Origin of the sequence: Shimia sp. MIT1388 (assembly GCF_047124445.1) — a bacterium.
Taxonomy (GTDB): domain Bacteria; phylum Pseudomonadota; class Alphaproteobacteria; order Rhodobacterales; family Rhodobacteraceae; genus Shimia.
On sequence record NZ_CP138921.1, the window covers coordinates 2,281,286 to 2,304,509 of the forward strand.

Consider the following 23,224-nt stretch of genomic DNA (forward strand, 5'->3'; position numbering starts at 1 on the left):
ACCCAATAGCGCTGGACAATTTGCACCTGATCGGCCTCCAAAACGCGGAGGTATTCGCATTTTTTTGCCACCCCACAAATTATCCATATTGCTTTTGTTTGATCAAATATGCTCAAACCGAGTCACGAACCCTGGCAATAAAGGCATTGCGCGCTGCTGCCTGGGTGAGCGGAGCCACTCTGCTCAAAAGAGACCTAAGCCGGTCTCGCGCGTGCACTTGGCTCCCTTCATGTAACTTTTTTAGGCGGCGCGCCGCCACAAGCACGAGGGTTTTGCCATGCTGCATAACGACAAACTTGAACAATGGGATCGTGAAAACTTCTTCCACCCGTCCACACATTTGGCTGAATTTGCCCGCGGCAACGTCCCCCACCGCGTGATCACCGGCGGCACCGGCTGCCACATCGAAGACCGCGACGGCAACCGCCTGCTCGACGCCTTTGCCGGTCTCTACTGCGTCAACGTTGGCTACGGCCGCAGCGACATTGCCGATGCGATTTCGGACCAAGCAAAAGAGCTGGCCTATTACCACTCCTACGTGGGTCACGGCACCGAAGCCTCCATCACTTTGGCCAAAATGGTGCTCGACCGCGCCCCCGACCATATGTCCAAGGTCTACTTCGGCCTCTCTGGCTCAGACGCCAATGAAACCAACATCAAACTGATCTGGTACTACAACAACATCCTAGGTCGCCCCGAGAAGAAGAAGATCATCTCCCGCTGGCGTGGCTACCACGGCTCAGGCCTGATGACAGGCTCCCTGACCGGCCTGGAACTGTTCCACAACAAGTTTGACCTGCCGCTGGCACAGGTGGTGCACACAGAAGCGCCTTATTACTTCCGCCGCGAAGATCAGAGCCAGTCTGAAGAGCAGTTTGTCGCCCACTGTGTTGCCGCGCTGGAAGAGACCATTGCCCGCGAAGGCGCCGACACCATCGCCGCCTTTATCGGTGAACCAGTTCTGGGCACCGGTGGCATTGTGCCGCCGCCTGCTGGTTATTGGCCCGCAATTCAAGCGGTTCTGGACAAGCACGACATCCTGCTGGTGGCCGACGAAGTTGTCACCGGATTTGGTCGCCTTGGCTCGATGTTTGGTTCTGACCACTACGGTCTGAAGCCAGACCTGATCACCATCGCCAAAGGCCTAACCTCCGCCTACGCACCGCTCTCTGGCTCGATTGTCTCCGACAAAATGTGGTCTGTGCTGGAACAAGGCACCGACGAAAACGGCCCGATCGGCCATGGCTGGACCTACTCCGCCCACCCGATTGGCGCCGCCGCAGGTGTGGCCAACCTCAAGCTGATCGACGAGCTCAACCTCGTAGAAAACGCTGGCACCGTGGGCGCGTACTTCAACAAAACCATGTCTGAAGCCCTCGGCGCACACGCCAACGTGGGCGACGTCCGTGGCGAAGGCATGATGTGTGCCGTGGAATTTGTCGCTGACAAAGACAGCCGCACCTTCTTTGACGCAGCCGACAAGATTGGCCCTCAGATTGCCGCCAAACTTCTGGAGCAGGACAATGTGATTGCCCGCGCCATGCCACAGGGCGACATTCTGGGCTTTGCCCCACCGTTCTGCCTGACTCGCGAAGAAGCCGATTTGGTGGTTGCCGCCACCGTGCGCGCCGTCGCCTCCGTCCTGCCGTAAGACCCCAAAAGGAGCACAAGATGACTCAATCCAAAGCCCCTTTCAGCACCGCTGAATATCAGCGCCGCCTCTCCAACACCCGTGCCGCCATGGCAGAAGCGGGTCTGGACGCGCTGTTTGTAACCGACCCGTCCAACCAGGCCTGGTTGACCGGATATGATGGCTGGTCGTTTTACGTCCACCAGGGTGTGATTGTGACCATGGAAGGCGAACCCATCTGGTGGGGCCGCTACATGGACATGATGGGCGGCCGCCGCACCTGCTGGATGGATCACGCCAATATCCTCGGCTACGGCGATCATTTTGTGCAATCCACGGTCGTGCATCCAATGCAGGACCTCGCAGAACAGCTCAAAACGCGCGGCTTCACGGCCGCGCGGATTGGCGTGGAAATGGAGAACTACTACTACTCCGCCAAAGCCCATGCCGTCCTCACCGAAGAACTGCCCGAGGCCACGCTGGTGGACGCCACCGCACTGGTGAACTGGCAGCGTCTGGTGAAATCCGATGTCGAGGTGGACTTCATCCGCAAAGCCGCCCGCATCACTGAAAAGGTCATGTTGACCGCCATCGACCGCGCCGCCCCTGGGGTGCGCAAAAACGATGTGGTGGCCGACATCATGAAGGCCGGCATTGAGGGCATCGGCGACGATTGGGGCGACTACCCCGCCATCGTGCCGCTCACACCCTCCGGTCTGGACGCCACCGCCGCCCACCTCACCTGGGACGGCACGCCAATGCGCGAGGGCGAAGCCACCTTCTTTGAACTTTCAGGCTGCTACCGCCGCTACCACGCCCCAATCAGCCGCACCGTTTTCCTCGGCACACCGTCCGATGACATGCTGCGCACTGAGGCGGCCCAGCTCGAAGGCATCGCCGCCGGTCTGGAAGCCGCCCGCGCGGGCAACCGCACCTGCGACATCGCCAATGCCTTTATGGATGTGCTGGCCAAACACGGCATCGAACGCTCCGGCCGCATGGGCTACCCCATTGGCCTCAGCTACCCGCCCGATTGGGGCGAGCGCACCGCCTCGATCCGCACTGAGGATGAAACCGTGCTGCAACCCGGTATGGTCTTCCACTTCATGCCCGCCCTCTGGATGGACAGCTGGGGGCTGGAGACCACCGAAACCATCCTGATCCGCGAAGAGGGCGCCGCAGAGCCGCTCTGTGATCTGGAGCGCAAGCTCATCGTCAAAGGCTGACCCATGCTGGAGACCACCAAACAGATCCTCTCCGACCTGATCGCCTTCCCAACGGTCTCGGTCGACAGCAACCTCGACATGATCTCCTACCTCGCCGCACGTCTCAAAGACTGCGGTGCCAAGGTGGAGATCTTCCACGACGAGACCCACAAAAAGGCCAACCTCTTTGCCACCCTCGGCCCCGAAGTCGACGGCGGCATTGTACTCTCCGGTCACAGCGATGTGGTGCCGGTCACCGATCAGGACTGGACCAGCGATCCCTTTGTCATGGAGGAGCGCGACGGGCGTCTTTACGGGCGCGGCACCTGCGACATGAAAGGCTTCATCGCCGCCACCGTCGCCATGGCACCCCACTTTGCCCAGCGTGTCACCGACACGCCGGTGCATTTTGCCTTCACCTATGACGAGGAGACCGGCTGCATTGGCGCAGGCCATCTGGTCGAAGCCCTCAAAGAGCGCAACATCAAACCCCGGCTGGCCATCATCGGCGAGCCGACCTCCATGCGCATCATCGAAGGCCACAAAGGCTGCCATGAGTACAGCACCCGCTTTCAGGGGTTAGAAGGCCACGGCTCCGCGCCCGACTTGGGTGTAAACGCGGTGGAATACGCCGCGCGCTATGTCTCCCGCCTTTTGGAACTGAAAGCCAAGCTCACCACCATGGCGCCAGAAACCAGCCGCTTTGAGCCGCCCTGGACCACCGTGAACGTCGGCGCCATCCACGGCGGCAGCGTGCACAACGTCATCGCGCCCAAGGCGCAGGTGGATTGGGAAATGCGCCCGGTGCAAGCCAGCGACGCCACCTTTGTAAAAGAGGCCCTGAAAGCCTACTGCGAAGACGAGCTCCTGCCCGCCATGCGCAAAGTCTACCCCGATGCACAGATCGACACTGAGGTGGTGGGCGAGGTCGCAGGCCTCATCCCGGAAGACGACAACGAAGCCCGCAAACTGCTGATGGAACTCACCGGCGCCAATGGCGCGGACCTTGTGCCTTTTGGCACCGAAGCAGGCCTGTTTCAGTCGATGGGCATGGATGTGGTGGTCTGCGGTCCCGGCTCCATCGAGCAGGCCCACAAAGCCGACGAATTCATCGCGCTGGATCAGCTGGCCGATTGCCTCAAGCTGCTGGAAAAGCTCGGCGACACGCTGGCAAAAGCCTAAACCCGCCCAGCGCCGCAGCAACTTCCAAAACCCGCACAAACAAAAAGGGCCGCGATCCACTCGCGGCCCTCTTCGTATTCTGTAACCTAGGTCGGCGAAGATTAGTTCTTCGCGTAGAATTCCACGACCAGGTTTGGTTCCATAACAACCGGGTATGGCACGTCGGACAGGCCTGGGGTGCGCACGAAGGTTGCGGTCATTTTGTTGTGGTCAGCGTCGATGTAGTCAGGCACGTCGCGCTCGTTCAGCTGAACCGCTTCCAGCAGAACTGCGAGCTGCTTGGACTTCTCACGTACTTCGATCACGTCGCCTTCTTTGACGCGGTAAGACGCGATGTTCACGCGCTTGCCGTTCACCAGAACGTGGCCGTGGTTCACAAACTGACGTGCAGCAAACACGGTTGGAACAAACTTGGCGCGGTAAACAACAGCGTCCAGACGGCGCTCCAGCAGACCGATCAGGTTTTCACCGGTGTCGCCTTTTACACGCTCAGCTTCGCCGTAGATGCGACGGAACTGCTTCTCGGTCAGGTCGCCGTAGTAGCCTTTCAGCTTCTGCTTAGCGCGCAGCTGAGTACCGAAGTCGGACAGTTTGCCTTTGCGGCGCTGACCGTGCTGGCCTGGGCCATAGTCACGACGGTTTACTGGGGATTTTGGACGACCCCAGATGTTTTCGCCCATCCGGCGGTCAATTTTGTACTTGGCAGCAGTTCTTTTTGTCATCTGCTGATCTCCTTCGTTCAGGTTTCGAAGGGCGTTGTCCTCTTGCCGGATTTTGCCGACATGACAGGCATCCTCTTGCGAGGGCCACCAACACCAATGAAGCCGCGCTTATACGGGGGATTCTGAGGGAGTCAAGCGGGGAGTGGGCAATCCCAATGCGATGACAACATCAGCTACAGCTCGCTTGGCAGCTACGGCTTTAGCTTCCTTCTACAAGGCAACGTATTCAGGGCAACTTAATTGGCGAGGACACCGCGCTTCTTAAGTGTAAACCTTTGCTTTCCTTGGGCGCCGTCAATCGCTCCGTTTCCGGCCCAACCGTCTTCTTCCAAATTCATTTTGCCACCAAAAAGAAATGTGCCGTTTTCGTCATACTCCTTGAAGGACAACCCTTTCTTGGTGGCCTCTGTCACACGGGTGCGCTGTTTCCGAGTTCCGTCTGAATGAATCTCTTTGTAGCGGCATTGCCCAAGGGTACGGGTGCAATCATGTGGTCGATAACGAATTTCAAACCCGTCAGGCCGTACCCAGCGCACATAGTTTCCGTCTTTGTCCAAGTGTGTTTCAAACGCCGGTGTGCCGCCGGGTTTTGCGCCACGATAACTGGTTAACACAAACGCCTTGCCTTTGCGGCCAGTATAAACGTGATGGATCATTCCACCCTGCGATTGGTTTATCGACACATAGGCACCTGGCGTCATCTTTTCAGATTGCCAACGGATGTCCTGCGCATTGGCAGATGTCCCCATCAAGCTAGCTAGCGCAATAGCCAGAAAATGCTTCACCACAACAATTACTCCCACTTTGATGGGGCAAGTTACACAACTCTTTGCTGATTTCAAGGCAAGCCTATCTCCCCAGAGATGCCACATTTCCGCCAAGTCAATGGCTTGGCAAACTTATAAATTACCTGGGTGGTTGCTATTGAAAGGTACGATTGTGAAACGCATTATCCTGTCCCTTGCCGTTTGCCTGCTGACCTATACCGGCGCACTGGCCCTGATGCGCCCGGCCGATCCGACCTACGCGCAACTTGCCGATCAGTTCTGCCCGGCGGAATGGGCCGCGCTGAACGCCTTTGATCCACCACTGTACCTGCAGCACTATCACGACCAGAAAGCCGCCCGCGAACCAGGCACGTCGCTGGCAACGAACGCCGTTTTGCACCGCCCCTTCATCGGCGCTCTGGCGATTGCCGACTTTGTGGGTCAATTTGTCAGCCTGGACCATGCGGAAAATCACACGCCCTACACCATTGCGCACACCCAAGCGCGTCTGGACTTTGTGAAATGCTTGAATCCGTCTGAAGAAGAACGCCAAATCACTCTAGGCACGTACGAAGCTGTGTATCCCGTTGAAACATACGGCCCCCCAACTGCAATCGCGCATCTTTTTGCGGAAACAGACAAAATGTTCTGCATGGGCTTTGACCGCGCCTTCGAAGGCATCAAGAAACTCGACCCAACGAACCCGTTTTATCATCACAGCCACTTTCATCTCACCAAAACAAAGATGACTGTTTGCCCAAAGCCTACCCCACCACACCAATCACCTGACTGATCCGCGCCCCGGCGTTCACCGCCTGATAGGTCGGGAACGGAACCCGTTCAGACAAATCAATCTCCCGCGCGACCCACTCTTGGGCTTCTAACTTCTGCAAAGACGTTGAAAGCGCCCGATCCGTGATCGCGCCCAACCCCGCCTTAAAGCCGGAAAAGCGCTGCGGCTGCGTCGCCAGCGCCAGCACCGGTACGGTCCAGCTTTTGCGCAACAGCTTGGCGTCACTCTCTTCCGCCGCCCGCAGAATCTCGTCTGCCTTCGCCGCCGCCACCACGCCTAGATCTGTCAAAACAAATTCCGGCCGCAGCGGATGCCCGTGTCCGGGGTTTCGCATCACCACCCCCAGCTCCATCAAATGCGCCAGACTGGCGCCAAAGGCTGTGCGCCCGGCCCCAGTGGCGGCAATCAACGTCGCCTGCCGCCCCGGCACGCCGCGATGCATCTGCGCCAGAATGTCGAGCGCCCAGGCCCGAGAGGTGATCTTGACAAGCAACTTAATGTCCATAAAGTATAGTAACTACATTTTGTGAAATCAGCAACCACTAAGGACCGCATCATGGCTCTTGCCGCATTGACCAACATCATCACGCTCTCAATTTCTGTGAGTGATCGCCACGCCAGCGCCGCCTGGTTCAAAGAGAAACTGGGCTTTGAGCTGCGCTACCACATTGACGAAGCCGGCTGGAGCGAGCTCAACACCAAGACCGAGGGTGTGATCCTTGGCTTGGGCGAGCAATCCGAGCCCAAACCCGGCAACTGTGTACCTGTGTTTGGCGTCGACGACATCGACACCGCCCGCAGCGCGCTTGAGGCCGCAGACGTGAAGTTTGACGGCCCCACGCAGGTGATCCCGGAAATGGTCAAACTGGCGACCTTTTATGATCTAGACGACAACGCCTTCATGTTGGCAGAAGACCTCTCCAGCTAAACAAAAAACCCCGCCAATTTGGCGGGGTTTCTTTTTGTCATGGTCGCAATGGCGCTTACGCCGCGTCGTGCATCAATATCGCCGCCTCACTGGCGGTCAGATTGCGCCGTGCGTGCGGCCCGTAGCTGTGCGGGTTCTGCGCCAACTCCGGCTGACGCGCAAACAACCGCGCCCGGTCTTCTTCCTTCAGCGCATCCAGCGCGGCATTGGCCGGGTGGAAGCTCTCCGTCTCCACCCCGTTGGCCCAAATCACCTCATGGCACGGCAACAGCAGATGCACATAGGTCACCTCCTTGAGCGCCGTATCCACGCTGATGCTGTTGCCATTCACCAGATCGCGCGCCGCCACCAGAACCTCGTTTTCGTTAAACAACGCCCGCGCTGTGTGACCACGCACCAGCATCCGATGCTCCGGGCTGACCAGCAACTCCTGATCCGGCCGCTCGATGCCCAGCGCCCCAGGGCGAATGCGGATCGGCCTCAGTTTTGGCATCGCAAACAAGCGCGCCCCAGTCATGCGCCGCGATCCAATCCACTGGATCTGCTGTGCCCCATTGTCCCGCGTCTGCACCTGATCGCCTTCGCGCAACTCTTCAATCAACCGTGGCCCTTGCGGAGTCGCAATCCGCGTGCCCGGTGTAAAACAAATCACTCCGTTACCCTCTTGTACTGATTTGGGCCGCTGCAACGTGCTCATCGCAGAATGCACCACCCATAGGTCTTTATTCTTTGGCGGAAGCTCGTCCAGAAACATCAGCAGCGGCGCACTGCCGTCCACTTCAATCACCGTTGCGGTGTAGCTCTCCGCCCCATCGGTCACCACAAAACCGCCCTCCATCAAGGGCAGTTCAATATCGACCGCATCCAGGCTCTGGATGTCTGTTTGGTTGTTCACCGCCGCCCCAACCAGCTTGCGCACCATATGCGCCGCACGCTTGCGGATGTTTGCCCCTTCTTCCCCACGGTCCAGACGCAATAACCCATTGGGGCCGTCCACACGGACGGCGTCCCTTGACCAGGACCACACCACGCCTGTTTCCAGCGCCTGCAACGGTGCGGCCTTCTGACCATCTATTTCTGTCTGTGACCAGGAGATGACAAACGTGCCACGAAAGCCCGTTTTCATTGCCTGATTACCTGCCTAGTAGTTTTTTTATTACGGACAGGTTAACAAAGCGGACTCCAGCTGCCTAGCCGGAAGTTTCAAAAAAATCGAGGCGCCTCAGTGTGTTGCAAAAAACACCTCACCTCGCCTTAGAAGCGAATATCCAATCGCACCGCGCCAACAAGTTGTCCCTGGTACTGCATGTCGAACTCTTCGCCCAAATAGGTAAGGCCATAAAACAGGTGGTGGTTCTTGCCCTGCCAGTGCAATCCGGCGCGCACACGACGGCGCGTGTCAGTCAAACGATAGCCGCGGTCTTCCGGCAAATAGATGCTGCTGAACACTTTCGCGATGTCTGCGCCCACCACAAAACTCAGGCCTTTTTCCTGACGTGCACCGGAGCGATAGCGGTGCCCCGTGACCCAATCGCGCGACACCAATTCACCGCGGCCAAACCGGCCAATGGTGAAATCCACACCGGCGCGCACAAGGTTTTCATCCCCGGCACGGGCTTCCACAAAGGGACGCATGCTGGCTTGACCACCCAGATCAAAATTGCGCCCGGTTTCGCCCACAAAGCGCAAGCGCCACTGGTTTGGGATCTGATGCGCCAGCACCTCATCAGACGGGCCTTCAATCCCGATCACACCGTGGATTGCCTTTTGCAGGCTGTTCAGCCCAGTTTGCGGACCAATCATCAACACATCGCCACCAAAGGCAAACTCGGTGCCATGGCGTTGAAACTGCGTGTGCAGACCCGCGGTCAACATACCGGCCCAGGGGCGATCCAGCGGAATATGTGAACTCAGGCACGCCGGGGCCATGATCTCGCCACCAACCCGCAACTCCAGCAAATCCCCGGCCGACTGCGGCAGCTCGCCGTTCCAGCCGTAGCCCCAGAACCGGCTGGTGCCGTAAGAGCCAGACCGCCAGCGGTCATACCCGTCGCCAAGGAAGTCATTCACAAACAGGCTGCCAAAGCCCAGATACTCCCGCTCGCCAAAAGGCGTGAAGGACACCTCACTGTCTTCCGCTGCCACAGCCTGAACGGAAAGCACCCCAACAAAAAACAAAGCAGCAATACGACGCAGCATAGTCAGTCCCCAATAACGCCCCCCGGCTAGGTTCTGATAGCGCGCACATGTCACCCGCGTCAGCGAAAGACTGACATAATGGTAAATGCCGTAAAAATTGTCCTTAATTCATTAAGGGATGAGAAAGCCCACCTCAGGCCTGGCAGCACGTGAGCCAAGCCTTGTGCACAACAGACATATTATACGGTCAGAACAGGCCTGCTTCTTTTGCAATCAGCGCTGCCTGCGTGCGGTTTCCCGCGTCTATCTTGCGGTAGAGGTTTTTCACATGCAGCTTGATGGTTGGTTCAGACAGGTCAAGATCACGGGCAATTTCCTTGTTGGACTTGCCCACGGACAGACCTTCCAACACCTGCATCTCACGCCGCGTCAGCTTTTTGGCAATCGGATGCGGCTCTGCTGCTTCTGCGGCCTGCATCAACTCCGCCGGGATAAACTGCTCCCCGGCCGCCATGAACTTGATCGCATTCACCAATGAGGATGCTGGCAAGGTTTTGGGCACAAAACCAGAGGCGCCCGCCGCCATGGCCTTTTGCACAATCTCGCGGCTGGCTTCCCCGGAAATCAACGCAACTCTTGGAGAGGACGTATGCGCCAGCACACGTTTCACACCCTCAACCCCCTGCATGCCCGGCATGTTGTAATCCAACAGCACCAGATCAAATGGTCCCTTGCTGTCCAGCGCTTGCATCGCCTGATCCAGATCGGAAACCCCCACGGAGCCCATAGTGCCGGTGGCGTCAACAAAGGCCGTCACAGTGTCCAACAACAAGTCGTGGTCGTCAGCGATTAGAATTTTCAAAACGGTCCTCCAGGGGCCGGAAATTAGCGCGACAATCGCACCCAACCAGGGCCAAACAAAACCAATCCAATAGTGCCTTATACCCAATGATGCTGCCAATGGGCCTTCTGTCATCCGGCCCACCTAGGGAAGATACAGAAAATTTTAAACAAAAACTCTGCCTTACCTAACGGCAAACCTACCCTTTTGTATAGGGCGTTTATCCCCTTGACCAGATGCGCGTCAAACGTGTTCTGTCTTATAAAGATGTTAAGCATAACGGGGCGGCAGGACATGCGTAAAACCAAACACACAGTTTTCGCGCTTGCCGCTTGGCTTTTGCTACCACTCACAGGCCCAGTTTGGGCATCTGACGCAATGGACGTTCCGTCCGGCGATGTCATCCTGACCGTGTCGGGCACGATCGACGCCACAAACGTCGACGACACGGCTCAGTACGATTTGGAGATGCTGCGCGCATTACCTGCAGCCTCCATTTCAACCACGACCATATGGACCGATGGGGTTCTTATGTTCACGGGTGTACCGCTAGCGTCGCTGCTGGAAACTCTGGGGAGTTCCGGCAGCACGCTGCGGGCTTCCGCCATCAACGACTACACCATTGAAATTCCGGTCGACTCGCTTGAAGCCGAGGCGCCAATCCTGGCCTATGAAATGAACGGCACGCCCATGCACCGCCGCGACAAAGGCCCGCTTTGGGTGATCTACCCGTTTGATTCCGATCCCAAATACCGCACCTCGCAGGTCCATTCCCGCGCGGTTTGGCAACTCGACAGGATCGAAGTCGTCGAATAAGGTTTTGCGCATGAAAATTGCGCGACTTCTCCCTGACACATCTCGGCCCTCTGACCAGCCCACCGCTGCGCAGATACGTCTGGCGTTCGGTTTGTTTCCGTGAGTCGCCAGCCCACATCCGCCTTTGCCGTGGGCAGCAACACGCCCCTGCGCAAAATCCGCCCCTTGCGGGTGTTGGGCCTCATCCTGTCAGCGCTCATTGCAATCCTGCTGGTGTTCGCCTTTGTCACTGCATCGCAAGTCTTCACCAACCTGCGCAACATCAAGCTGCTGGCCTCCAACGATCTGGAATGGTCCCTCGCACAGATCGAACTGGAAACCCGGGACTTCGCGGGCGCGCTGGAAGCCGCCCGCCTGTCGCCGGACCCAGACTTGGATCGCCTGCGCCTGCGGTTTGACATTCTCTACAGCCGCGTCGGCACCATGGCCACCGCGCCCGCGTACCTGCGCCTCACGGTGATGCCGGAATTTGACGCCGCCCTCAAACGTGTGAACACTTTTATGGCCGAGGCTGTGAACCTTATTGACCTCCCCGACGAGGAACTGCTGGAGGCCTTACCTCTGCTGTCTGTGCAATCCGCCCACCTCAGATCCGATGCCCGCGCGCTTTCGCTCTCCGGCATCGCGCTCTACGCCAGAGAAAACGACGCCGCCCGCCAACGTATCACCAACACGCTCTACCGATTGGCCACCATCGCCCTGCTGCTGATCGCCGCCGTTGTGGGTCTGCTGATCAACCTGCTCTATGCCAACCGCGTCGCCCGCCAAAAAGAACACGCCGTGTCTCAGGCCAACCGCCGGATGAGCACCATTCTGACCACCTCGATGGACGGTGTTCTGGTGGTCGACAGCACTGGCGCAGTGCTCGAATTCAACAAAGCCTCCGAAGCCATCTTTGGCTACCGCTACGACGACATCCGCGGCAAGAATATCCAGGATTTGATCGCCCCACCCGACCTGCGCGATTCCCACCATCGCGCCATGGAGCGCATCCTCACCGGCCAGGACCGTCACGCCGCAGGCAAAGGCCGCGTGCGCATGGATGCCAAACGCTCAGACGGCACGATCTTCCCAATCGAAATCGCCATCGAAATGGCCGAGGACAACGACGAGAAGATCCTCATCGGCTTCCTGCACGACATCTCAGACCGTGTGTCCGCAGAAAAAGAACTGCTCGAGACCCGTGATCGCGCCCTGGCAGGCGAGCGCGCCAAGGCCGAATTCCTCGCCGTGATGAGCCACGAAATCCGCACCCCGCTCAACGGCATCCTAGGCAATCTCAGCCTGCTCAACGACACCGCGCTCAGCCCAATCCAGACTCGCTATGTGCGCAACATGGAAATCTCCGGCCGCGTGCTCATGCGCCATGTCGACACGGTGCTCGACATCACCCGTTTTGAGGCTGGCAAGCTCGACGTCAACATCGCCTGCACCGACCTCTCCAAGCTTTTGCAAGAACTGGTCGACAGCCAACTTTCCGCCGCCAACCGGCACGGCACCACACTCAGCTGGCGTTGGGAAGGTCCTGCCCGCGCCTGGGTCCGCACCGACCGCGCGGCCCTGGAACAGGTGCTGCTCAACCTTGTCGGCAACGCCATCAAATTCACCGACAACGGCACCATCACCATCGAGGCCGAAGCCCTGCCCGAAGCCATCAACGGCTTTCCCGCGGTTGAACTCAGGGTCAGCGACACCGGCATCGGCATCTCCGAAGACCGCCTGCCCAAAGTGTTTGACGACTTTGTCACCAACGACCCGACGCTGGGCCGTGTCCCCGGAGGCACGGGGCTGGGCCTCGGCATCGCGCGGCGCATCGTCACCGCTCTGGGCGGCGACATCGGTGTGGAAAGCACGCCTGATGTCGGCAGCACCTTCTGGGTGCGCTTGCCCATGGAAGAAGGCCGCCAGCCGCCCGCCCCACAGGCCAGCGAACCGGAACCGGAACTCGCGCACCTGCACATGCTTGTGGTCGAGGACAACGAGATCAACCGCGAATTGGCACAGGAATTGCTGCAACGCGAAGGCCATTGGGTCACCCTGGCCTCCAACGGCGCCGAAGGTGTGCAACTGGCCCAGGTCAAACAGTTCGACATGATCCTGATGGATATTGCCATGCCGGTCATGGACGGACTCGCGGCCACCAAGCAAATTCGCGCCGGCGACGGCCCCAACAAGGAGACTCCCATTGTCGCCGTCTCCGCCAACATCCTGCCGGAAGACCGCGACCGGTTCCTCGCCGCGGGCATGAGTGCCTTCCTGGCCAAACCCATCAGCCGACCGGCTCTGCAAAAAATGCTACAGGACAGCTTCGCCACGGCCGAGTTGTCCCCATCCGAGCCCACCACACGCGCGGGTCTGCCGGAAGACACCTACAATCGCCTGCAAGCGCGGTTTCTGGACGAAGGCGACGCCCTCTTGGCCGCCGTCACCGCGCCCTACCGGGATTTCCAGGATGTCGCCAAACGTTGCCACGATCTCTCTGGGGCTGCCGCAATCTTTGGCGCCCACGCCCTGCACGATATTTTGGCGCAAGCCGACACCGCCGCCAAACAAGGCAACAAACGCCTGTTTGAAGAGCTGGTCACCCAGATCCCAACCCTCTGGCGCGCCACCCGCATCGACCTAAACGCACCAGACGCCGCCGAATAACCCCTAGGGCATCTCCGCACCCAGCGTAGGCGGAAACTCCTGTACCGCCTTCAAGAACCAGCCCAGCGCCCGCCCCCTTTGCCCGCCACTGCGATAGGCCACCGCCATCGGCAAAGACGTCTGCTGTGGAAAATCCAAAATCTCAAACCGGCTGCGGAAGTGGCGGCTTTGGGCATAACTGTCCACCACAACCCCCACCGCCTCACTGCGCTCAATCACACCTGCGGCCATGGTGAAACTGGGCATGATGTGCAACCGCCGCATCGGGTCGACCTCGCCTGCTTGCACCAAATGCTGGATTGGCTCCGCATAAGGCCCGCTTGGCTCCGGGACAATCAGCGGCAAACCGGCCAAATCCTCGCTACTCACTGGACGCCCCACCAACGGATGCCCCCGCCGAACAAAAAACAGCGCATTGAGTGGCGGCAGCGGATCACATCGCACCCCGGCCTCTGCCATCAAAGGCCGCGACGGGCCAATCAACGCATCCAGATCGCCTTGCCGAAACAACTGCACCGCCGTCTCAAACGGCGCGCCCCGCAGATGAATGCGCACCTCCGGATGCGCCCCGACCAAGGCCCAGATCGCCCGGCTCATCAGCCCTTCCATCGAACTGGGCGACACCCCAATTCGCAGCACCTGTTCCCGCGTCTGCCGCCCCTCATCCACATCCGCGACCAGCTGATCCACATCCGCCAGTATCCGCGCCGCCCGATCAATAAACGCCCGCCCCTCTGCCGTGGCTGTCACGCCCCGCGCGTGCCGTTCAAACAACGCCGCGCCGACGTCCTGCTCCACATCCGCAACCGCCTTTGTCACCGCCGATTGTGTGACATTCAGCGCCCTCGCCGCGGACGAGATCGCCCCTTGCCGATCCACCGCCACCACATAGCGCAGCTTGGTCAGGTTCATCCATTCCTCCAATGAATAGCTTGAGAGAATATTGAATTTGCCAGATACCTTCGTCAATCCGATACTTCCGCGTAAGCGAGGAGGATTTCACATGAGTCACGAGGCCATTGTTGCCGGCGTCGGCATGATCAAGTTTGCCAAACCGGGTGCATCAGAGAGCTACGATCAAATGGGCGCCGCCGCCGTGCGCGCCGCGCTCAAAGACGCAGGGCTCAGCTATGAGGACGTACAACAGGCCTACGCGGGCTACGTCTACGGCGACAGCACCTGCGGCCAGAAAGCCCTCTATCACGTTGGCATGTCCGGCATCCCAATCATCAATGTGAACAACAACTGCTCCACCGGCTCCACCGCGCTCTACATGGCGCGCCAAGCCATTGAAAGCGGCATTGCCGACTGTGTGCTTGCGGTTGGCTTTGAGCAAATGCAACCGGGCGCGCTAACCTCCCACTGGACAGATCGACCGACACCGTTTGATGACTTCGACAACGCCTGTGACACACTTGTCGGTCACGCCGAAGTCCCACTCGCGTTGCGCTACTTCGGCGGTGCGGGCAAATCGCATATGGAGAAATTTGGCACCGAGCTAGCCGATTTTGCCAAAATCCGCGCCAAAGCCTCCCGCCACGCCACCCGCAACCCGCTGGCACTCTTTGCCAAGGAAGTCTCTGAGGCCGAGGTCATGGCCGCCCCGGTCATATGGGACGGCGTCATGACCCGCTTGATGGCCTGCCCGCCCACTTGCGGCGGGGCCGCTGCGATCCTCTGCTCAGAGAGTTTCGCTGCCAAACACGGTCTCGACGCAACCGTGAAAATCAAAGCCCAAGCCATGACCACCGACTACGCCTCCACCTTTGAGGCGCAGGACATGATGCAGGTCGTCGGCTACGACATGACAGCGGCGGCGGCCAAACAAGTGCAGGAAGCTTCGGGTATCTCCATCGACGACGTCGATGTGGTCGAATTACACGACTGCTTCGCCCACAACGAGCTGATCACCTACGAAGGCTTGGGTTTGACCCCTGAAGGAACGGCGCAGAAATTCATCGCCGATGGCGACAACACCTATGGCGGCAAATTTGTGACCAACCCCTCCGGCGGTCTTTTGTCCAAAGGCCATCCTCTAGGGGCCACTGGCCTTGCCCAATGCTACGAGTTGACCCACCAGTTGCGCGGCACCGCCGACGCCCGTCAGGTCGAAGGCGCCCGCACCGCATTGCAACATAATCTCGGCCTCGGCGGCGCCTGTGTCGTGACCCTCTATCAGGCGGCTTAACCCTATGGGCATCTTCAACCGATCCACCAAGGGCCATGTCACTCCGCCCATCGAGGTCACAATCGAGCGCGGCCCGCTAGCGTTCTTCTCCGAAACCATCGGCGAGACAGACCCGATCTACTTCGATCCAGACGCCGCGCAGGCCGCCGGCCACCCGGACATCCTCGCCCCCGCCACTTACGCTGTGGTGGTCGGCACCTTTGCCGACCAGATCGCCCGCCGCAAAGGTTTGCCCGACATTCTTGAACTGATCAACGGCGACCTGCGCGTGCTGCTGCATGGCACCGAGGCCTACACCTACCACGGACCGATGTTTGCCGGAGATGTGGTGACAGTCGAAAACGAGGTGACAGATTTCACTGACGCCAAAGGCGGCAAACTCGAAATCGCCCACGTCACCACCCGCATCACCCACCCCACGCGCGGCCTCTTGGTTGAGGCCACGCGCGGCATCATCCACCGTCTGGGCTGAGGAAGACACATCATGACCGTTACACCAACCAATGCCCAAGTCGGCGACACACTCCCCGAACTCACCTTCGGCCCGATCTCCCGCACCACATTGGCGCTCTATGCAGGTGCCTCAGGGGATCACAACCCGATTCACATCGATCTGGATTTTGCCAAAAACGCCGGCATGGACGATGTCTTTGCCCACGGCATGTTGTCCATGGCACAGCTGGGACGCCTCGCCACAAACTGGGCCGGTCAAGACCGCATGCGTGCGCTCTCCACCCGTTTCACCGCGATCACCCCCGTGGGCGCCACCGTGACCTGCACGGGCACCGTTGTGGACCGCCACGAAGAGCACGGACGCGTCCTGCTCACCGTGAAGCTCGCCGCGCACATTGACGACGGCACCCAAACCCTGCGCGGCGAAGCCAATATCTGCGGTACGCCTTAATTCAATTTGCCTGAAGCGCATCGCGCTTCGGGCCGCGCCCGACCCGCCCCATGGGCGGGCGCGTTCCGCACCCACCCCGGGCCAGTCGCGGCCCTTTTGGGGACAAGGAGACTCCCAATGCCCAATCACATGTGGATGAGCGAAGACCACACCGCCTTCGCCGACACCGTCAAACGCTTCTTTGACGAAGAGGTCACCCCAAACAAAGATGCCTGGACCGAAGCCGGCGTCATTCCCAAATCCCTTTGGAAAAAAGCCGGAGACCTCGGCATCCTCGGCGCCACCTTCCCCGAGGAACACGGCGGCCTTGGCCTCTCGCGCCACTTCGACGCTGTGACCTTCCTGGAGCAGACCAAAGCCGGTGACAGTGGCTGGGGCGTATCTGTGCACAACATCGCCGCGCATTACATCACCGCCTTTGGCACCGACGAACAGAAAGCCCGCTGGCTGCCAGATTTGGCCTCAGGGGACAAAATCGCCGCCATTGCGATGACCGAACCGGGCACCGGTTCCGATCTGCAAGCAGTGAAAACCACCGCCATCCGCGACGGCAACGAATACCTGATCAACGGCTCCAAAACCTTCATCACCAACGGCGGCTCCGCCGACCTGATCGTGCTGGTCGCCAAGACCGACCCCTCCGCCAAAGGCCGCGGTGTGAGCCTGATCGTGGTGGAAACCGAAGACCTTGAGGGCTTCGCTGTAGGCCGTTGCCTCAAAAAAATGGGCATGAAACGCAACGACACCGCAGAACTCAGCTTCACCGACGTGCGCGTGCCGCTCACCAACCTGATTGGCACCGAGGAAGGCCAAGGATTCATCCAACTGATGAAACAGCTGCCATGGGAGCGTCTCATACTTGGCTATATGGCTCTGGGCGCGTCGCAATGCGCGCTTGAGCATACGCTGGCCTATGTGAAAGAGCGCAAAGCCTTTGGCAAACGGGTGATGGACTTCCAAAACACCCGCTTCAAGCTCGCGGAATGTGCCACCAAAATCGAACTGCTCGCGTCCTTCTGTGACACCTGCCTCGCCGAGCTCGACGCAGGCAAACTCACCGCCGAAAAGGCTGCCATGGCAAAATGGTGGGGCACCCAGACCCAATGCGAGATCGTGGATGAGTGCCTGCAATTGCACGGCGGCTACGGCTACATGTCCGAGTATCCGATTTCGGAACTCTACACCGACGCCCGCGTGCAAAAGATCTACGGCGGCACCAACGAGATCATGAAAGAAGTGATCGCCCGCTCGCTGGACATCGACTGATGACATTTTGTGCAACATCAGGGTCGCACCCAACCCCGAGGGCGGGCCTGATGTCGCGCACAAACCGAACAAAGCCTCCCAAGGTCCATTACCTTTTCAAACACTGCAATTTCGCACCCGCCCTGGGGGGCGGGGTCGGGTGCGAACCGAGCCGCTCCGCGTCTCGCAAAAAGTCTTGGATATCCGCATGACCAAACTCACCGGAAAAACCGCCTACATCACCGGCGCAGGCAATGGCATTGGCCGAGCTGTCGCTCTGAAACTCGCCTCTGAAGGCGCCAACATCGTGCTCAACGACCTCGAGGACGCCCCGGCCCAGGCGGTGGTCGAGGAAATCACCGCCGCAGGCGGCAACGCCATCGCTTTTGTCGGCTCGGTCACGGAAAAAGGCTTTGCCGAGCGTTTCATCGGCGCCGGCGTGCAAAAATGGAACGCCATCGATATCATCGTCAACAACGCGGGCTACACCTGGGACAGCCTGATCGGCCACATGACCGACGATCAATTTGACGCCATGATGGACGTACACGTCAAAGCGCCCTTCCAAATCCTGCGCGCCGCCTCGGGCTTCATCAAAGGCCACGCCAAGAAGGAAGCCGAAGGCGGCCGCGAAGTTTTCCGCAAGGTGGTCAACATCTCATCCATCGCAGGCACCGGCGGGAATGTTGGTCAGGCCAACTACTCCTCCGCCAAATCCGCCGTGCTGGGCCTGACCAAATCCCTAGCCAAAGAATGGGGCCGCTACAAAGTCAACGTGAACTGCGTCGCCTTCGGCTACATCGAAACCCGCCTCACCCAAGCCACAGACGACAAGAAGTCCATCACCGTGGACGGCAACACCGTGGGCATCGGCATCCCGACAAAAGTCGCAGGTGGCTTTGCTGCCATGGTGCCCCTTGGCCGCCCCGGCACGCCCGAAGAAGCGGCGGACGGCGTCTATCTGATGTGCTGCCCCGAGAGTAATTATGTCTCCGCCCAAGTCCTCACCGTTGGCGGCGGGTTGAACGGTCTGTAATCCCATGAAAGGTCCGAAAACCAAACTGCGCGCCCGTGCCTTGTTAATTCTGACACAAAACTCTGACTGTATGGGCCTGCAGATTCGTGGCGTCCCAACCGCAATGGAGGATCTGCGATGACCCAAAGGACCAAGCCCATGCTGCAAGGCATCCGCATCATCGAAATCGAAGGCCTTGGCCCCGGCCCCTTTGCCGCCATGCACCTGGCCGATCTCGGCGCAGACGTGATCACCATTCACCGCAAAGGCAGCGGGTCTATCACCGCAGACCAATCCGTGCTCGACCGCGGCAAACGCTCCATCGCGTTGGATCTCAAAGAGCCGGATGACCTCGCCGTAGCCAAAAAGCTTATCGACTCCGCAGATGCGTTGATCGAAGGCTTCCGCCCCGGTGTGATGGAACGGCTCGGCCTGGGTCCGGCGGACTGCCATGCCACCAATCCACGGTTGGTTTATGGCCGCATGACCGGTTGGGGCCAAACTGGGCCGCGCGCAGAAACAGCCGGTCACGACCTCAACTACATCGCCCAATCCGGCGCGCTTTGGTACGCGTCTGAGCCCGGCTCCCCCCCGATCACCCCCGCGACCCTTGTGGGCGACATCGGCGGCGGCGCGCTCTACCTGGTGATCGGTATCCTAACTGGCATCCTCAACGCGCAAGAAATTGGCCAAGGCACAGTGGTCGACGCTGCCATTGTCGATGGCTCCGCCCACATGATGACACTCTTGATGGCCCTACGCCAAGCCGGTGGCCTTGCTATGGAACGTGGCCACAGCCTCCTGGACGGCCCCCACTGGTCGCGCAGCTATGTCTGCGCCGATGGCGGCTATGTCTCCGTGCAAGCACTGGAGCCACAATTCTACGCCTCTTTCCTCGACAAACTTGGACTGGCTGACGACCCCGAATTTGCCAAGCAACACGACCGGACCCTCTGGCCCAAACTCACCGCCCGCCTAACCGACATTTTTGTGCGCGAACCACGCCTGCATTGGGATGACCTGTTTGCAGGCTCCGACGCCTGCGTCGCGGTGGTGCTTTCCCCGGAGGAAAGCGCGCGATCAGCGCATATGACAGCCCGTGACGTCTGGCACCACACCCACGGCAATCTCCAAGCCAGCCCGGCACCGCGCTTTGATGGTTTCGTCGAAGACATTCAGCCCGCGCCGCGACGCGGCGAACACACGGAAGAAATCTTGTCTGAACTTAACCTTCCCGCAACGCCCGATCCCTTAACGCAACAGAGGCGCGCCTAAGGCGCACCTCCGCAAAACAGTCGCAATACCGACAGAATACCGACGTCAAAGTCGGTGGTTAATTGCCGCGCACTGTGTCGATCATCAGCTGCACGTTTTCCGGATCGGCGTCCGGGGTGATTCCATGGCCCAGATTGAAGATATGTGGCCCCTTGCCAAACGCCGCGACGATCTTGCGGGTCTCATCCACCAGATCCTGCCCGCCGGTCACCATGTGGCTGGATTTCAGGTTGCCCTGCACACAGCCAGCTGTCTGCACGTTGGCGGCAGCCCACTCCGGCGTCACCCCATCATCCAGTGCCACACAATCCGCACCGGTCGCTTCGGCGAATCCAATATAGCGCTCACCTGCCCCACGCGGGAAGGCGATGATCGGCGTATCTGGGTGGCGCTCTTTCAGAGCTGCAATGATTTTCTTTGCCGGTTCAACGGCATAGCGATCAAAGTCATCGCCTTTTAGCGAGCCCGCCCAGCTGTCAAACAGCTTCACAACCTCAGCGCCCGCCTCGATCTGTTTGGACAAATACTCCACGGTGCCTTCGGTCAGAATATCAATGATCTGGTCAAAAACGGCGGGGTTCTCATCTTTCAACTTATGCGCTGGCCCCTGATCCGGTGTCCCACGTCCGGCCACCATATAGGTCGCCACAGTCCAGGGCATGCCTGCAAAGCCAATCAATGTGGTCTCGCTCGGCAGTTCGCGGCTCAAAATCCGCACGGTTTCATACACCGGATTGAGCGTTTCATGGATCTCGGAAACCGGCTTCAGCTTGTCAAAATCTGCCTGATTTTCAATGGTCGACAGCCGTGGCCCTTCGCCAGTCACAAACCACAAATCCGCGCCAAGCGCCTGTGGCAAAAGCAAAATATCGGCAAACAAGATCGCCGCATCAAAACCGTAGCGCCGGATCGGCTGCAGGGTCACCTCAGCCGCAAGCTCACTGTTGTAGCACAATGACAGGAAGTCACCTGCCTCGCCACGTGTCGCGCGATACTCTGGCAGATAGCGGCCAGCCTGGCGCATCATCCAGATAGGGGGAGTGTCGAGTGTCTCGCCGGCCAAAGCCCGCAGAATTTTCTTGGTCTGTGTCATGCGTTCCTCTTAGTCCTGCCCAATTTGCCGCTCGTTGATTTGTGTCAAGGAAGCCAACCGGCTTTCCGTGCCTTTTCAACCCAACTCACCCGCCCTGCCAATTTGGCGAGGCTTCTCTACGCTAGGTCTCGCGCACACCTCCTGTTGTCAACCCTTAGGACGCTTGCCAGACCCGCCACTCAGGATTAGACCGTCGCCATGACAGTGACTTTGCCAACCCCCGCTTCTCCGCTGAAAATCGGCACCCGTGGCTCTCCGCTCGCACTTGCGCAGGCCTATGAAACCCGCCGTCGTCTGATGGAAGCGTTTGATCTGCCAGAAGACGCCTTCGAGATCGTGGTCATCACCACGTCAGGTGACAATGCGCAGTTGATCGCCAAGGACAAACCTCTGAAGGAAGTTGGCGGCAAAGGCCTGTTCACAAAGGAAATTGAAGAGGCCATGCTGGTTGGCGGCATCGACATTGCCGTGCACTCAACAAAAGATATGCCGGTCCTGCAACCAGACGGTCTACTGCTCGACACTTACTTGCCGCGTGAAGACTGCCGTGACGCCTTTGTCTCCCCAATCCACACGTCTTTGGCAGACCTGCCAGAGGGCGCCACGGTGGGCACCTCTAGCTTGCGCCGCCGCGCGCAACTGCTGAATTACCGCAGTGATCTCAATGTCGTAGAGTTCCGCGGCAACGTACAAACTCGCCTCAAAAAACTGGAAGACAAGGTGGCAGATTGCACCTTCCTTGCCATGGCTGGCCTAAACCGCCTGGACATGTCGCATGTGGCCGCCTCCGCCATTGAGCCAGAGGAAATGCTGCCCGCAGTCGCACAAGGTGCCATTGGCATCGAGCGTCGCGCGGACGACATGACCACCGCCGCTCTGCTGGAGGCCATTCACCATGGCCCTACCGGTCAACGCCTCAGTGCCGAACGCGCCTTCATGGCGGCTCTGGACGGCTCTTGTGAAACCCCCATCGCTGGCCTCGCGGAACTTGATGGCAACACCATTCGCCTACGTGGTGAAGTGCTGCGTCCGGATGGGTCTGAAAGCCTGCGCGATGATCAAACCGCTCCCGTTGAAGACGGCGCAGCGCTTGGCGAAAGCATGGCCAAATACCTGCTGGAACGCGGCGGCGCGGGCTTCTTTGACTGGCGCAGCTAGCAGCGATTTACGGTTAATTTCCCCTTAACCGTGCCATTCCCGGCATGTTTCGGCCATGTTTTTAAGACACTCTGATCCCATCAACAGGGATCAGAGGACCAAGCCATGCACGCGTTGGGACAACTGGGCACTATCGACGATCACCACTGGGACACCCTACAGCCTCGGCCTTCACACGCCGGCTACTGCGTCCGGGAAACCGACGGCGAATTTCGCCACTCTTCCATAAAAGAGACTCTGCTGCGCTTCATCGGCGTGATGTTTGTGCTCAGCGCGCTGGTGCAATGGACCTTTCCGAACGCCAACTTTGTTGGCGATCCAATGATGTCCAAATCCTTGCTGTCCATTGCCTTTGCGCTGATCGGCATGGCGGCCTACCGCTTCGCCATGAAGGGCCACCGCGCCGAAATTCGCTTTGACGGAAAGTCCCGCACCATCGTGCTCTGCGCCCTGAACCGCCGGGACCAACAAAAGGGGGCCCGCAAACTGCCGCTCCGTGACATCACCAGCATCTATGTGCGGCGCACCGATATGGCTGCGGGCAAAGCGGCCCTGCGCATCCGCCTGAAATCCGGCGGCGCAGAGCTCACCGCTCTACGCGGCGATCTAGCCGAAGTCGAAGCTGTCCACGCCTTACTTTGCAGCAAAATCCGCAAAGCGCAGCAGGGTTAACC

The 23,224-nt window shown here is 59.3% G+C and carries 23 protein-coding genes; 15 read left to right on the forward strand and 8 right to left on the reverse strand.

The annotated features are described in order from the left end of the window. Positions 1 to 277 precede the first annotated feature (277 nt). The 3 genes from SIB92_RS11310 to argE are packed head-to-tail and all read left to right on the forward strand — an operon-like array spanning position 278 to position 4,017. Entirely contained in the window at positions 278 to 1,651 is a 1,374-nt protein-coding gene (locus tag SIB92_RS11310) for an aspartate aminotransferase family protein (protein WP_412552160.1), read from the forward strand. Between the two features lie 20 nt (positions 1,652 to 1,671). After that, the gene (locus tag SIB92_RS11315) at positions 1,672 to 2,856 is read left to right on the forward strand and encodes a M24 family metallopeptidase (protein ID WP_412552161.1); all 1,185 of its coding nucleotides are present in this window, start codon (positions 1,672 to 1,674) and stop codon (positions 2,854 to 2,856) included. A 3-nt stretch (positions 2,857 to 2,859) separates the two neighbouring features. Continuing rightward, a complete protein-coding gene (gene argE / locus SIB92_RS11320) occupies positions 2,860 to 4,017 on the forward strand; it encodes an acetylornithine deacetylase (protein ID WP_412552162.1) in 1,158 nt (385 codons plus the stop codon). A gap of 101 nt (positions 4,018 to 4,118) precedes the next feature. Here argE and rpsD read toward each other — a convergent pair whose 3' ends face one another. Together rpsD and SIB92_RS11330 are read right to left on the reverse strand one after the other, a co-directional pair. After that, positions 4,119 to 4,739 carry a 30S ribosomal protein S4 gene (rpsD, locus tag SIB92_RS11325; protein WP_168591919.1) on the reverse strand — a complete coding sequence of 207 codons (621 nt, stop codon included), beginning with the start codon at positions 4,737 to 4,739 and terminating at the stop codon, positions 4,119 to 4,121. 236 nt (positions 4,740 to 4,975) lie between these two features. Further along, on the reverse strand, positions 4,976 to 5,524 hold the full coding sequence (locus tag SIB92_RS11330; RefSeq protein WP_412552163.1) for a hypothetical protein: 549 nt from the start codon (positions 5,522 to 5,524) through the stop codon (positions 4,976 to 4,978). Between the two features lie 100 nt (positions 5,525 to 5,624). Between SIB92_RS11330 and SIB92_RS11335 the strand changes: the two genes are divergently transcribed. After that, positions 5,625 to 6,299 carry a hypothetical protein gene (locus SIB92_RS11335; RefSeq protein WP_412552164.1) on the forward strand — a complete coding sequence of 225 codons (675 nt, stop codon included), beginning with the start codon at positions 5,625 to 5,627 and terminating at the stop codon, positions 6,297 to 6,299. On the opposite strand, the gene SIB92_RS11340 is transcribed toward SIB92_RS11335, so the two are convergent. Continuing rightward, positions 6,271 to 6,804 (reverse strand): winged helix-turn-helix transcriptional regulator, encoded by a 534-nt coding sequence (locus SIB92_RS11340; protein WP_412552165.1) that lies wholly within the window; start codon positions 6,802 to 6,804, stop codon positions 6,271 to 6,273. The genes SIB92_RS11335 and SIB92_RS11340 overlap by 29 nt on opposite strands. A gap of 51 nt (positions 6,805 to 6,855) precedes the next feature. On the opposite strand from SIB92_RS11340, the gene SIB92_RS11345 reads away from it, so the two are divergent. Beyond that, positions 6,856 to 7,227 (forward strand): VOC family protein, encoded by a 372-nt coding sequence (locus SIB92_RS11345; RefSeq protein WP_412552166.1) that lies wholly within the window; start codon positions 6,856 to 6,858, stop codon positions 7,225 to 7,227. A gap of 55 nt (positions 7,228 to 7,282) precedes the next feature. On the opposite strand, the gene SIB92_RS11350 is transcribed toward SIB92_RS11345, so the two are convergent. The 3 genes from SIB92_RS11350 to SIB92_RS11360 all read right to left on the reverse strand — a co-directional run bounded on the left by SIB92_RS11350 (position 7,283) and on the right by SIB92_RS11360 (position 10,228). Next, the gene (locus SIB92_RS11350; protein ID WP_412552167.1) at positions 7,283 to 8,353 is read right to left on the reverse strand and encodes a Hint domain-containing protein; all 1,071 of its coding nucleotides are present in this window, start codon (positions 8,351 to 8,353) and stop codon (positions 7,283 to 7,285) included. 128 nt (positions 8,354 to 8,481) lie between these two features. Then, a complete protein-coding gene (locus tag SIB92_RS11355; RefSeq protein ID WP_412552168.1) occupies positions 8,482 to 9,426 on the reverse strand; it encodes a lipid A-modifier LpxR family protein in 945 nt (314 codons plus the stop codon). 187 nt (positions 9,427 to 9,613) lie between these two features. Beyond that, complete coding sequence (locus SIB92_RS11360) at positions 9,614 to 10,228, reverse strand: response regulator transcription factor (RefSeq protein ID WP_412552169.1); 615 nt, start codon at positions 10,226 to 10,228, stop codon at positions 9,614 to 9,616. Positions 10,229 to 10,585: 357 nt separating this feature from the next. On the opposite strand from SIB92_RS11360, the gene SIB92_RS11365 reads away from it, so the two are divergent. Both SIB92_RS11365 and SIB92_RS11370 read left to right on the forward strand, forming a co-directional pair. Next, positions 10,586 to 11,023 carry a molybdopterin-dependent oxidoreductase gene (locus tag SIB92_RS11365; protein ID WP_412552170.1) on the forward strand — a complete coding sequence of 146 codons (438 nt, stop codon included), beginning with the start codon at positions 10,586 to 10,588 and terminating at the stop codon, positions 11,021 to 11,023. 99 nt (positions 11,024 to 11,122) lie between these two features. Then, a complete protein-coding gene (locus SIB92_RS11370; protein WP_412552171.1) occupies positions 11,123 to 13,672 on the forward strand; it encodes an ATP-binding protein in 2,550 nt (849 codons plus the stop codon). A 3-nt stretch (positions 13,673 to 13,675) separates the two neighbouring features. Here SIB92_RS11370 and SIB92_RS11375 read toward each other — a convergent pair whose 3' ends face one another. Beyond that, positions 13,676 to 14,584 (reverse strand): LysR family transcriptional regulator, encoded by a 909-nt coding sequence (locus SIB92_RS11375; protein ID WP_412552172.1) that lies wholly within the window; start codon positions 14,582 to 14,584, stop codon positions 13,676 to 13,678. Between the two features lie 91 nt (positions 14,585 to 14,675). Between SIB92_RS11375 and SIB92_RS11380 the strand changes: the two genes are divergently transcribed. From SIB92_RS11380 to SIB92_RS11405, 6 genes are all read left to right on the forward strand, one after another. Further along, positions 14,676 to 15,860 (forward strand): lipid-transfer protein, encoded by a 1,185-nt coding sequence (locus SIB92_RS11380; protein ID WP_412552173.1) that lies wholly within the window; start codon positions 14,676 to 14,678, stop codon positions 15,858 to 15,860. A gap of 4 nt (positions 15,861 to 15,864) precedes the next feature. Further along, complete coding sequence (locus SIB92_RS11385; RefSeq protein WP_412552174.1) at positions 15,865 to 16,332, forward strand: MaoC family dehydratase N-terminal domain-containing protein; 468 nt, start codon at positions 15,865 to 15,867, stop codon at positions 16,330 to 16,332. Between the two features lie 12 nt (positions 16,333 to 16,344). Then, positions 16,345 to 16,764, forward strand: coding sequence for a MaoC family dehydratase (locus tag SIB92_RS11390; protein WP_412552175.1), 420 nt, complete (start codon positions 16,345 to 16,347; stop codon positions 16,762 to 16,764). Positions 16,765 to 16,881: 117 nt separating this feature from the next. After that, on the forward strand, positions 16,882 to 18,030 hold the full coding sequence (locus SIB92_RS11395; protein ID WP_412552176.1) for an acyl-CoA dehydrogenase family protein: 1,149 nt from the start codon (positions 16,882 to 16,884) through the stop codon (positions 18,028 to 18,030). 187 nt (positions 18,031 to 18,217) lie between these two features. After that, the gene (locus tag SIB92_RS11400) at positions 18,218 to 19,045 is read left to right on the forward strand and encodes an SDR family NAD(P)-dependent oxidoreductase (protein WP_412552177.1); all 828 of its coding nucleotides are present in this window, start codon (positions 18,218 to 18,220) and stop codon (positions 19,043 to 19,045) included. Between the two features lie 138 nt (positions 19,046 to 19,183). Next, positions 19,184 to 20,299, forward strand: a complete 1,116-nt coding sequence (locus SIB92_RS11405) for a CaiB/BaiF CoA transferase family protein (RefSeq protein WP_412555831.1) — start codon at positions 19,184 to 19,186, stop codon at positions 20,297 to 20,299. Between the two features lie 58 nt (positions 20,300 to 20,357). Here SIB92_RS11405 and hemE read toward each other — a convergent pair whose 3' ends face one another. Continuing rightward, complete coding sequence (gene hemE / locus SIB92_RS11410; RefSeq protein ID WP_412552178.1) at positions 20,358 to 21,392, reverse strand: uroporphyrinogen decarboxylase; 1,035 nt, start codon at positions 21,390 to 21,392, stop codon at positions 20,358 to 20,360. 198 nt (positions 21,393 to 21,590) lie between these two features. On the opposite strand from hemE, the gene hemC reads away from it, so the two are divergent. Further along, positions 21,591 to 22,550, forward strand: coding sequence for a hydroxymethylbilane synthase (gene hemC, locus SIB92_RS11415; protein ID WP_412552179.1), 960 nt, complete (start codon positions 21,591 to 21,593; stop codon positions 22,548 to 22,550). A 105-nt stretch (positions 22,551 to 22,655) separates the two neighbouring features. Further along, on the forward strand, positions 22,656 to 23,222 hold the full coding sequence (locus SIB92_RS11420; protein ID WP_412552180.1) for a hypothetical protein: 567 nt from the start codon (positions 22,656 to 22,658) through the stop codon (positions 23,220 to 23,222). Positions 23,223 to 23,224 lie beyond the last annotated feature (2 nt).

Bases quoted from the DNA above. Each gene is read 5' to 3' on its own strand.
- SIB92_RS11310 (WP_412552160.1), top strand. From the start codon at position 278: ATGCTGCATAACGACAAACTTGAACAATGGGATCGTGAAAACTTCTTC.
- SIB92_RS11315 (WP_412552161.1), top strand. From the start codon at position 1,672: ATGACTCAATCCAAAGCCCCTTTCAGCACCGCTGAATATCAGCGCCGC.
- argE (WP_412552162.1), top strand. From the start codon at position 2,860: ATGCTGGAGACCACCAAACAGATCCTCTCCGACCTGATCGCCTTCCCA.
- rpsD (WP_168591919.1), bottom strand. From the start codon at position 4,739: ATGACAAAAAGAACTGCTGCCAAGTACAAAATTGACCGCCGGATGGGC.
- SIB92_RS11335 (WP_412552164.1), top strand. From the start codon at position 5,625: ATGGCTTGGCAAACTTATAAATTACCTGGGTGGTTGCTATTGAAAGGT.
- SIB92_RS11340 (WP_412552165.1), bottom strand. From the start codon at position 6,804: ATGGACATTAAGTTGCTTGTCAAGATCACCTCTCGGGCCTGGGCGCTC.
- SIB92_RS11345 (WP_412552166.1), top strand. From the start codon at position 6,856: ATGGCTCTTGCCGCATTGACCAACATCATCACGCTCTCAATTTCTGTG.
- SIB92_RS11350 (WP_412552167.1), bottom strand. From the start codon at position 8,353: ATGAAAACGGGCTTTCGTGGCACGTTTGTCATCTCCTGGTCACAGACA.
- SIB92_RS11355 (WP_412552168.1), bottom strand. From the start codon at position 9,426: ATGCTGCGTCGTATTGCTGCTTTGTTTTTTGTTGGGGTGCTTTCCGTT.
- SIB92_RS11365 (WP_412552170.1), top strand. From the start codon at position 10,586: ATGGACGTTCCGTCCGGCGATGTCATCCTGACCGTGTCGGGCACGATC.
- SIB92_RS11375 (WP_412552172.1), bottom strand. From the start codon at position 14,584: ATGAACCTGACCAAGCTGCGCTATGTGGTGGCGGTGGATCGGCAAGGG.
- SIB92_RS11380 (WP_412552173.1), top strand. From the start codon at position 14,676: ATGAGTCACGAGGCCATTGTTGCCGGCGTCGGCATGATCAAGTTTGCC.
- SIB92_RS11385 (WP_412552174.1), top strand. From the start codon at position 15,865: ATGGGCATCTTCAACCGATCCACCAAGGGCCATGTCACTCCGCCCATC.
- SIB92_RS11390 (WP_412552175.1), top strand. From the start codon at position 16,345: ATGACCGTTACACCAACCAATGCCCAAGTCGGCGACACACTCCCCGAA.
- SIB92_RS11395 (WP_412552176.1), top strand. From the start codon at position 16,882: ATGCCCAATCACATGTGGATGAGCGAAGACCACACCGCCTTCGCCGAC.
- SIB92_RS11400 (WP_412552177.1), top strand. From the start codon at position 18,218: ATGACCAAACTCACCGGAAAAACCGCCTACATCACCGGCGCAGGCAAT.
- SIB92_RS11405 (WP_412555831.1), top strand. From the start codon at position 19,184: ATGCTGCAAGGCATCCGCATCATCGAAATCGAAGGCCTTGGCCCCGGC.
- hemE (WP_412552178.1), bottom strand. From the start codon at position 21,392: ATGACACAGACCAAGAAAATTCTGCGGGCTTTGGCCGGCGAGACACTC.
- hemC (WP_412552179.1), top strand. From the start codon at position 21,591: ATGACAGTGACTTTGCCAACCCCCGCTTCTCCGCTGAAAATCGGCACC.
- SIB92_RS11420 (WP_412552180.1), top strand. From the start codon at position 22,656: ATGCACGCGTTGGGACAACTGGGCACTATCGACGATCACCACTGGGAC.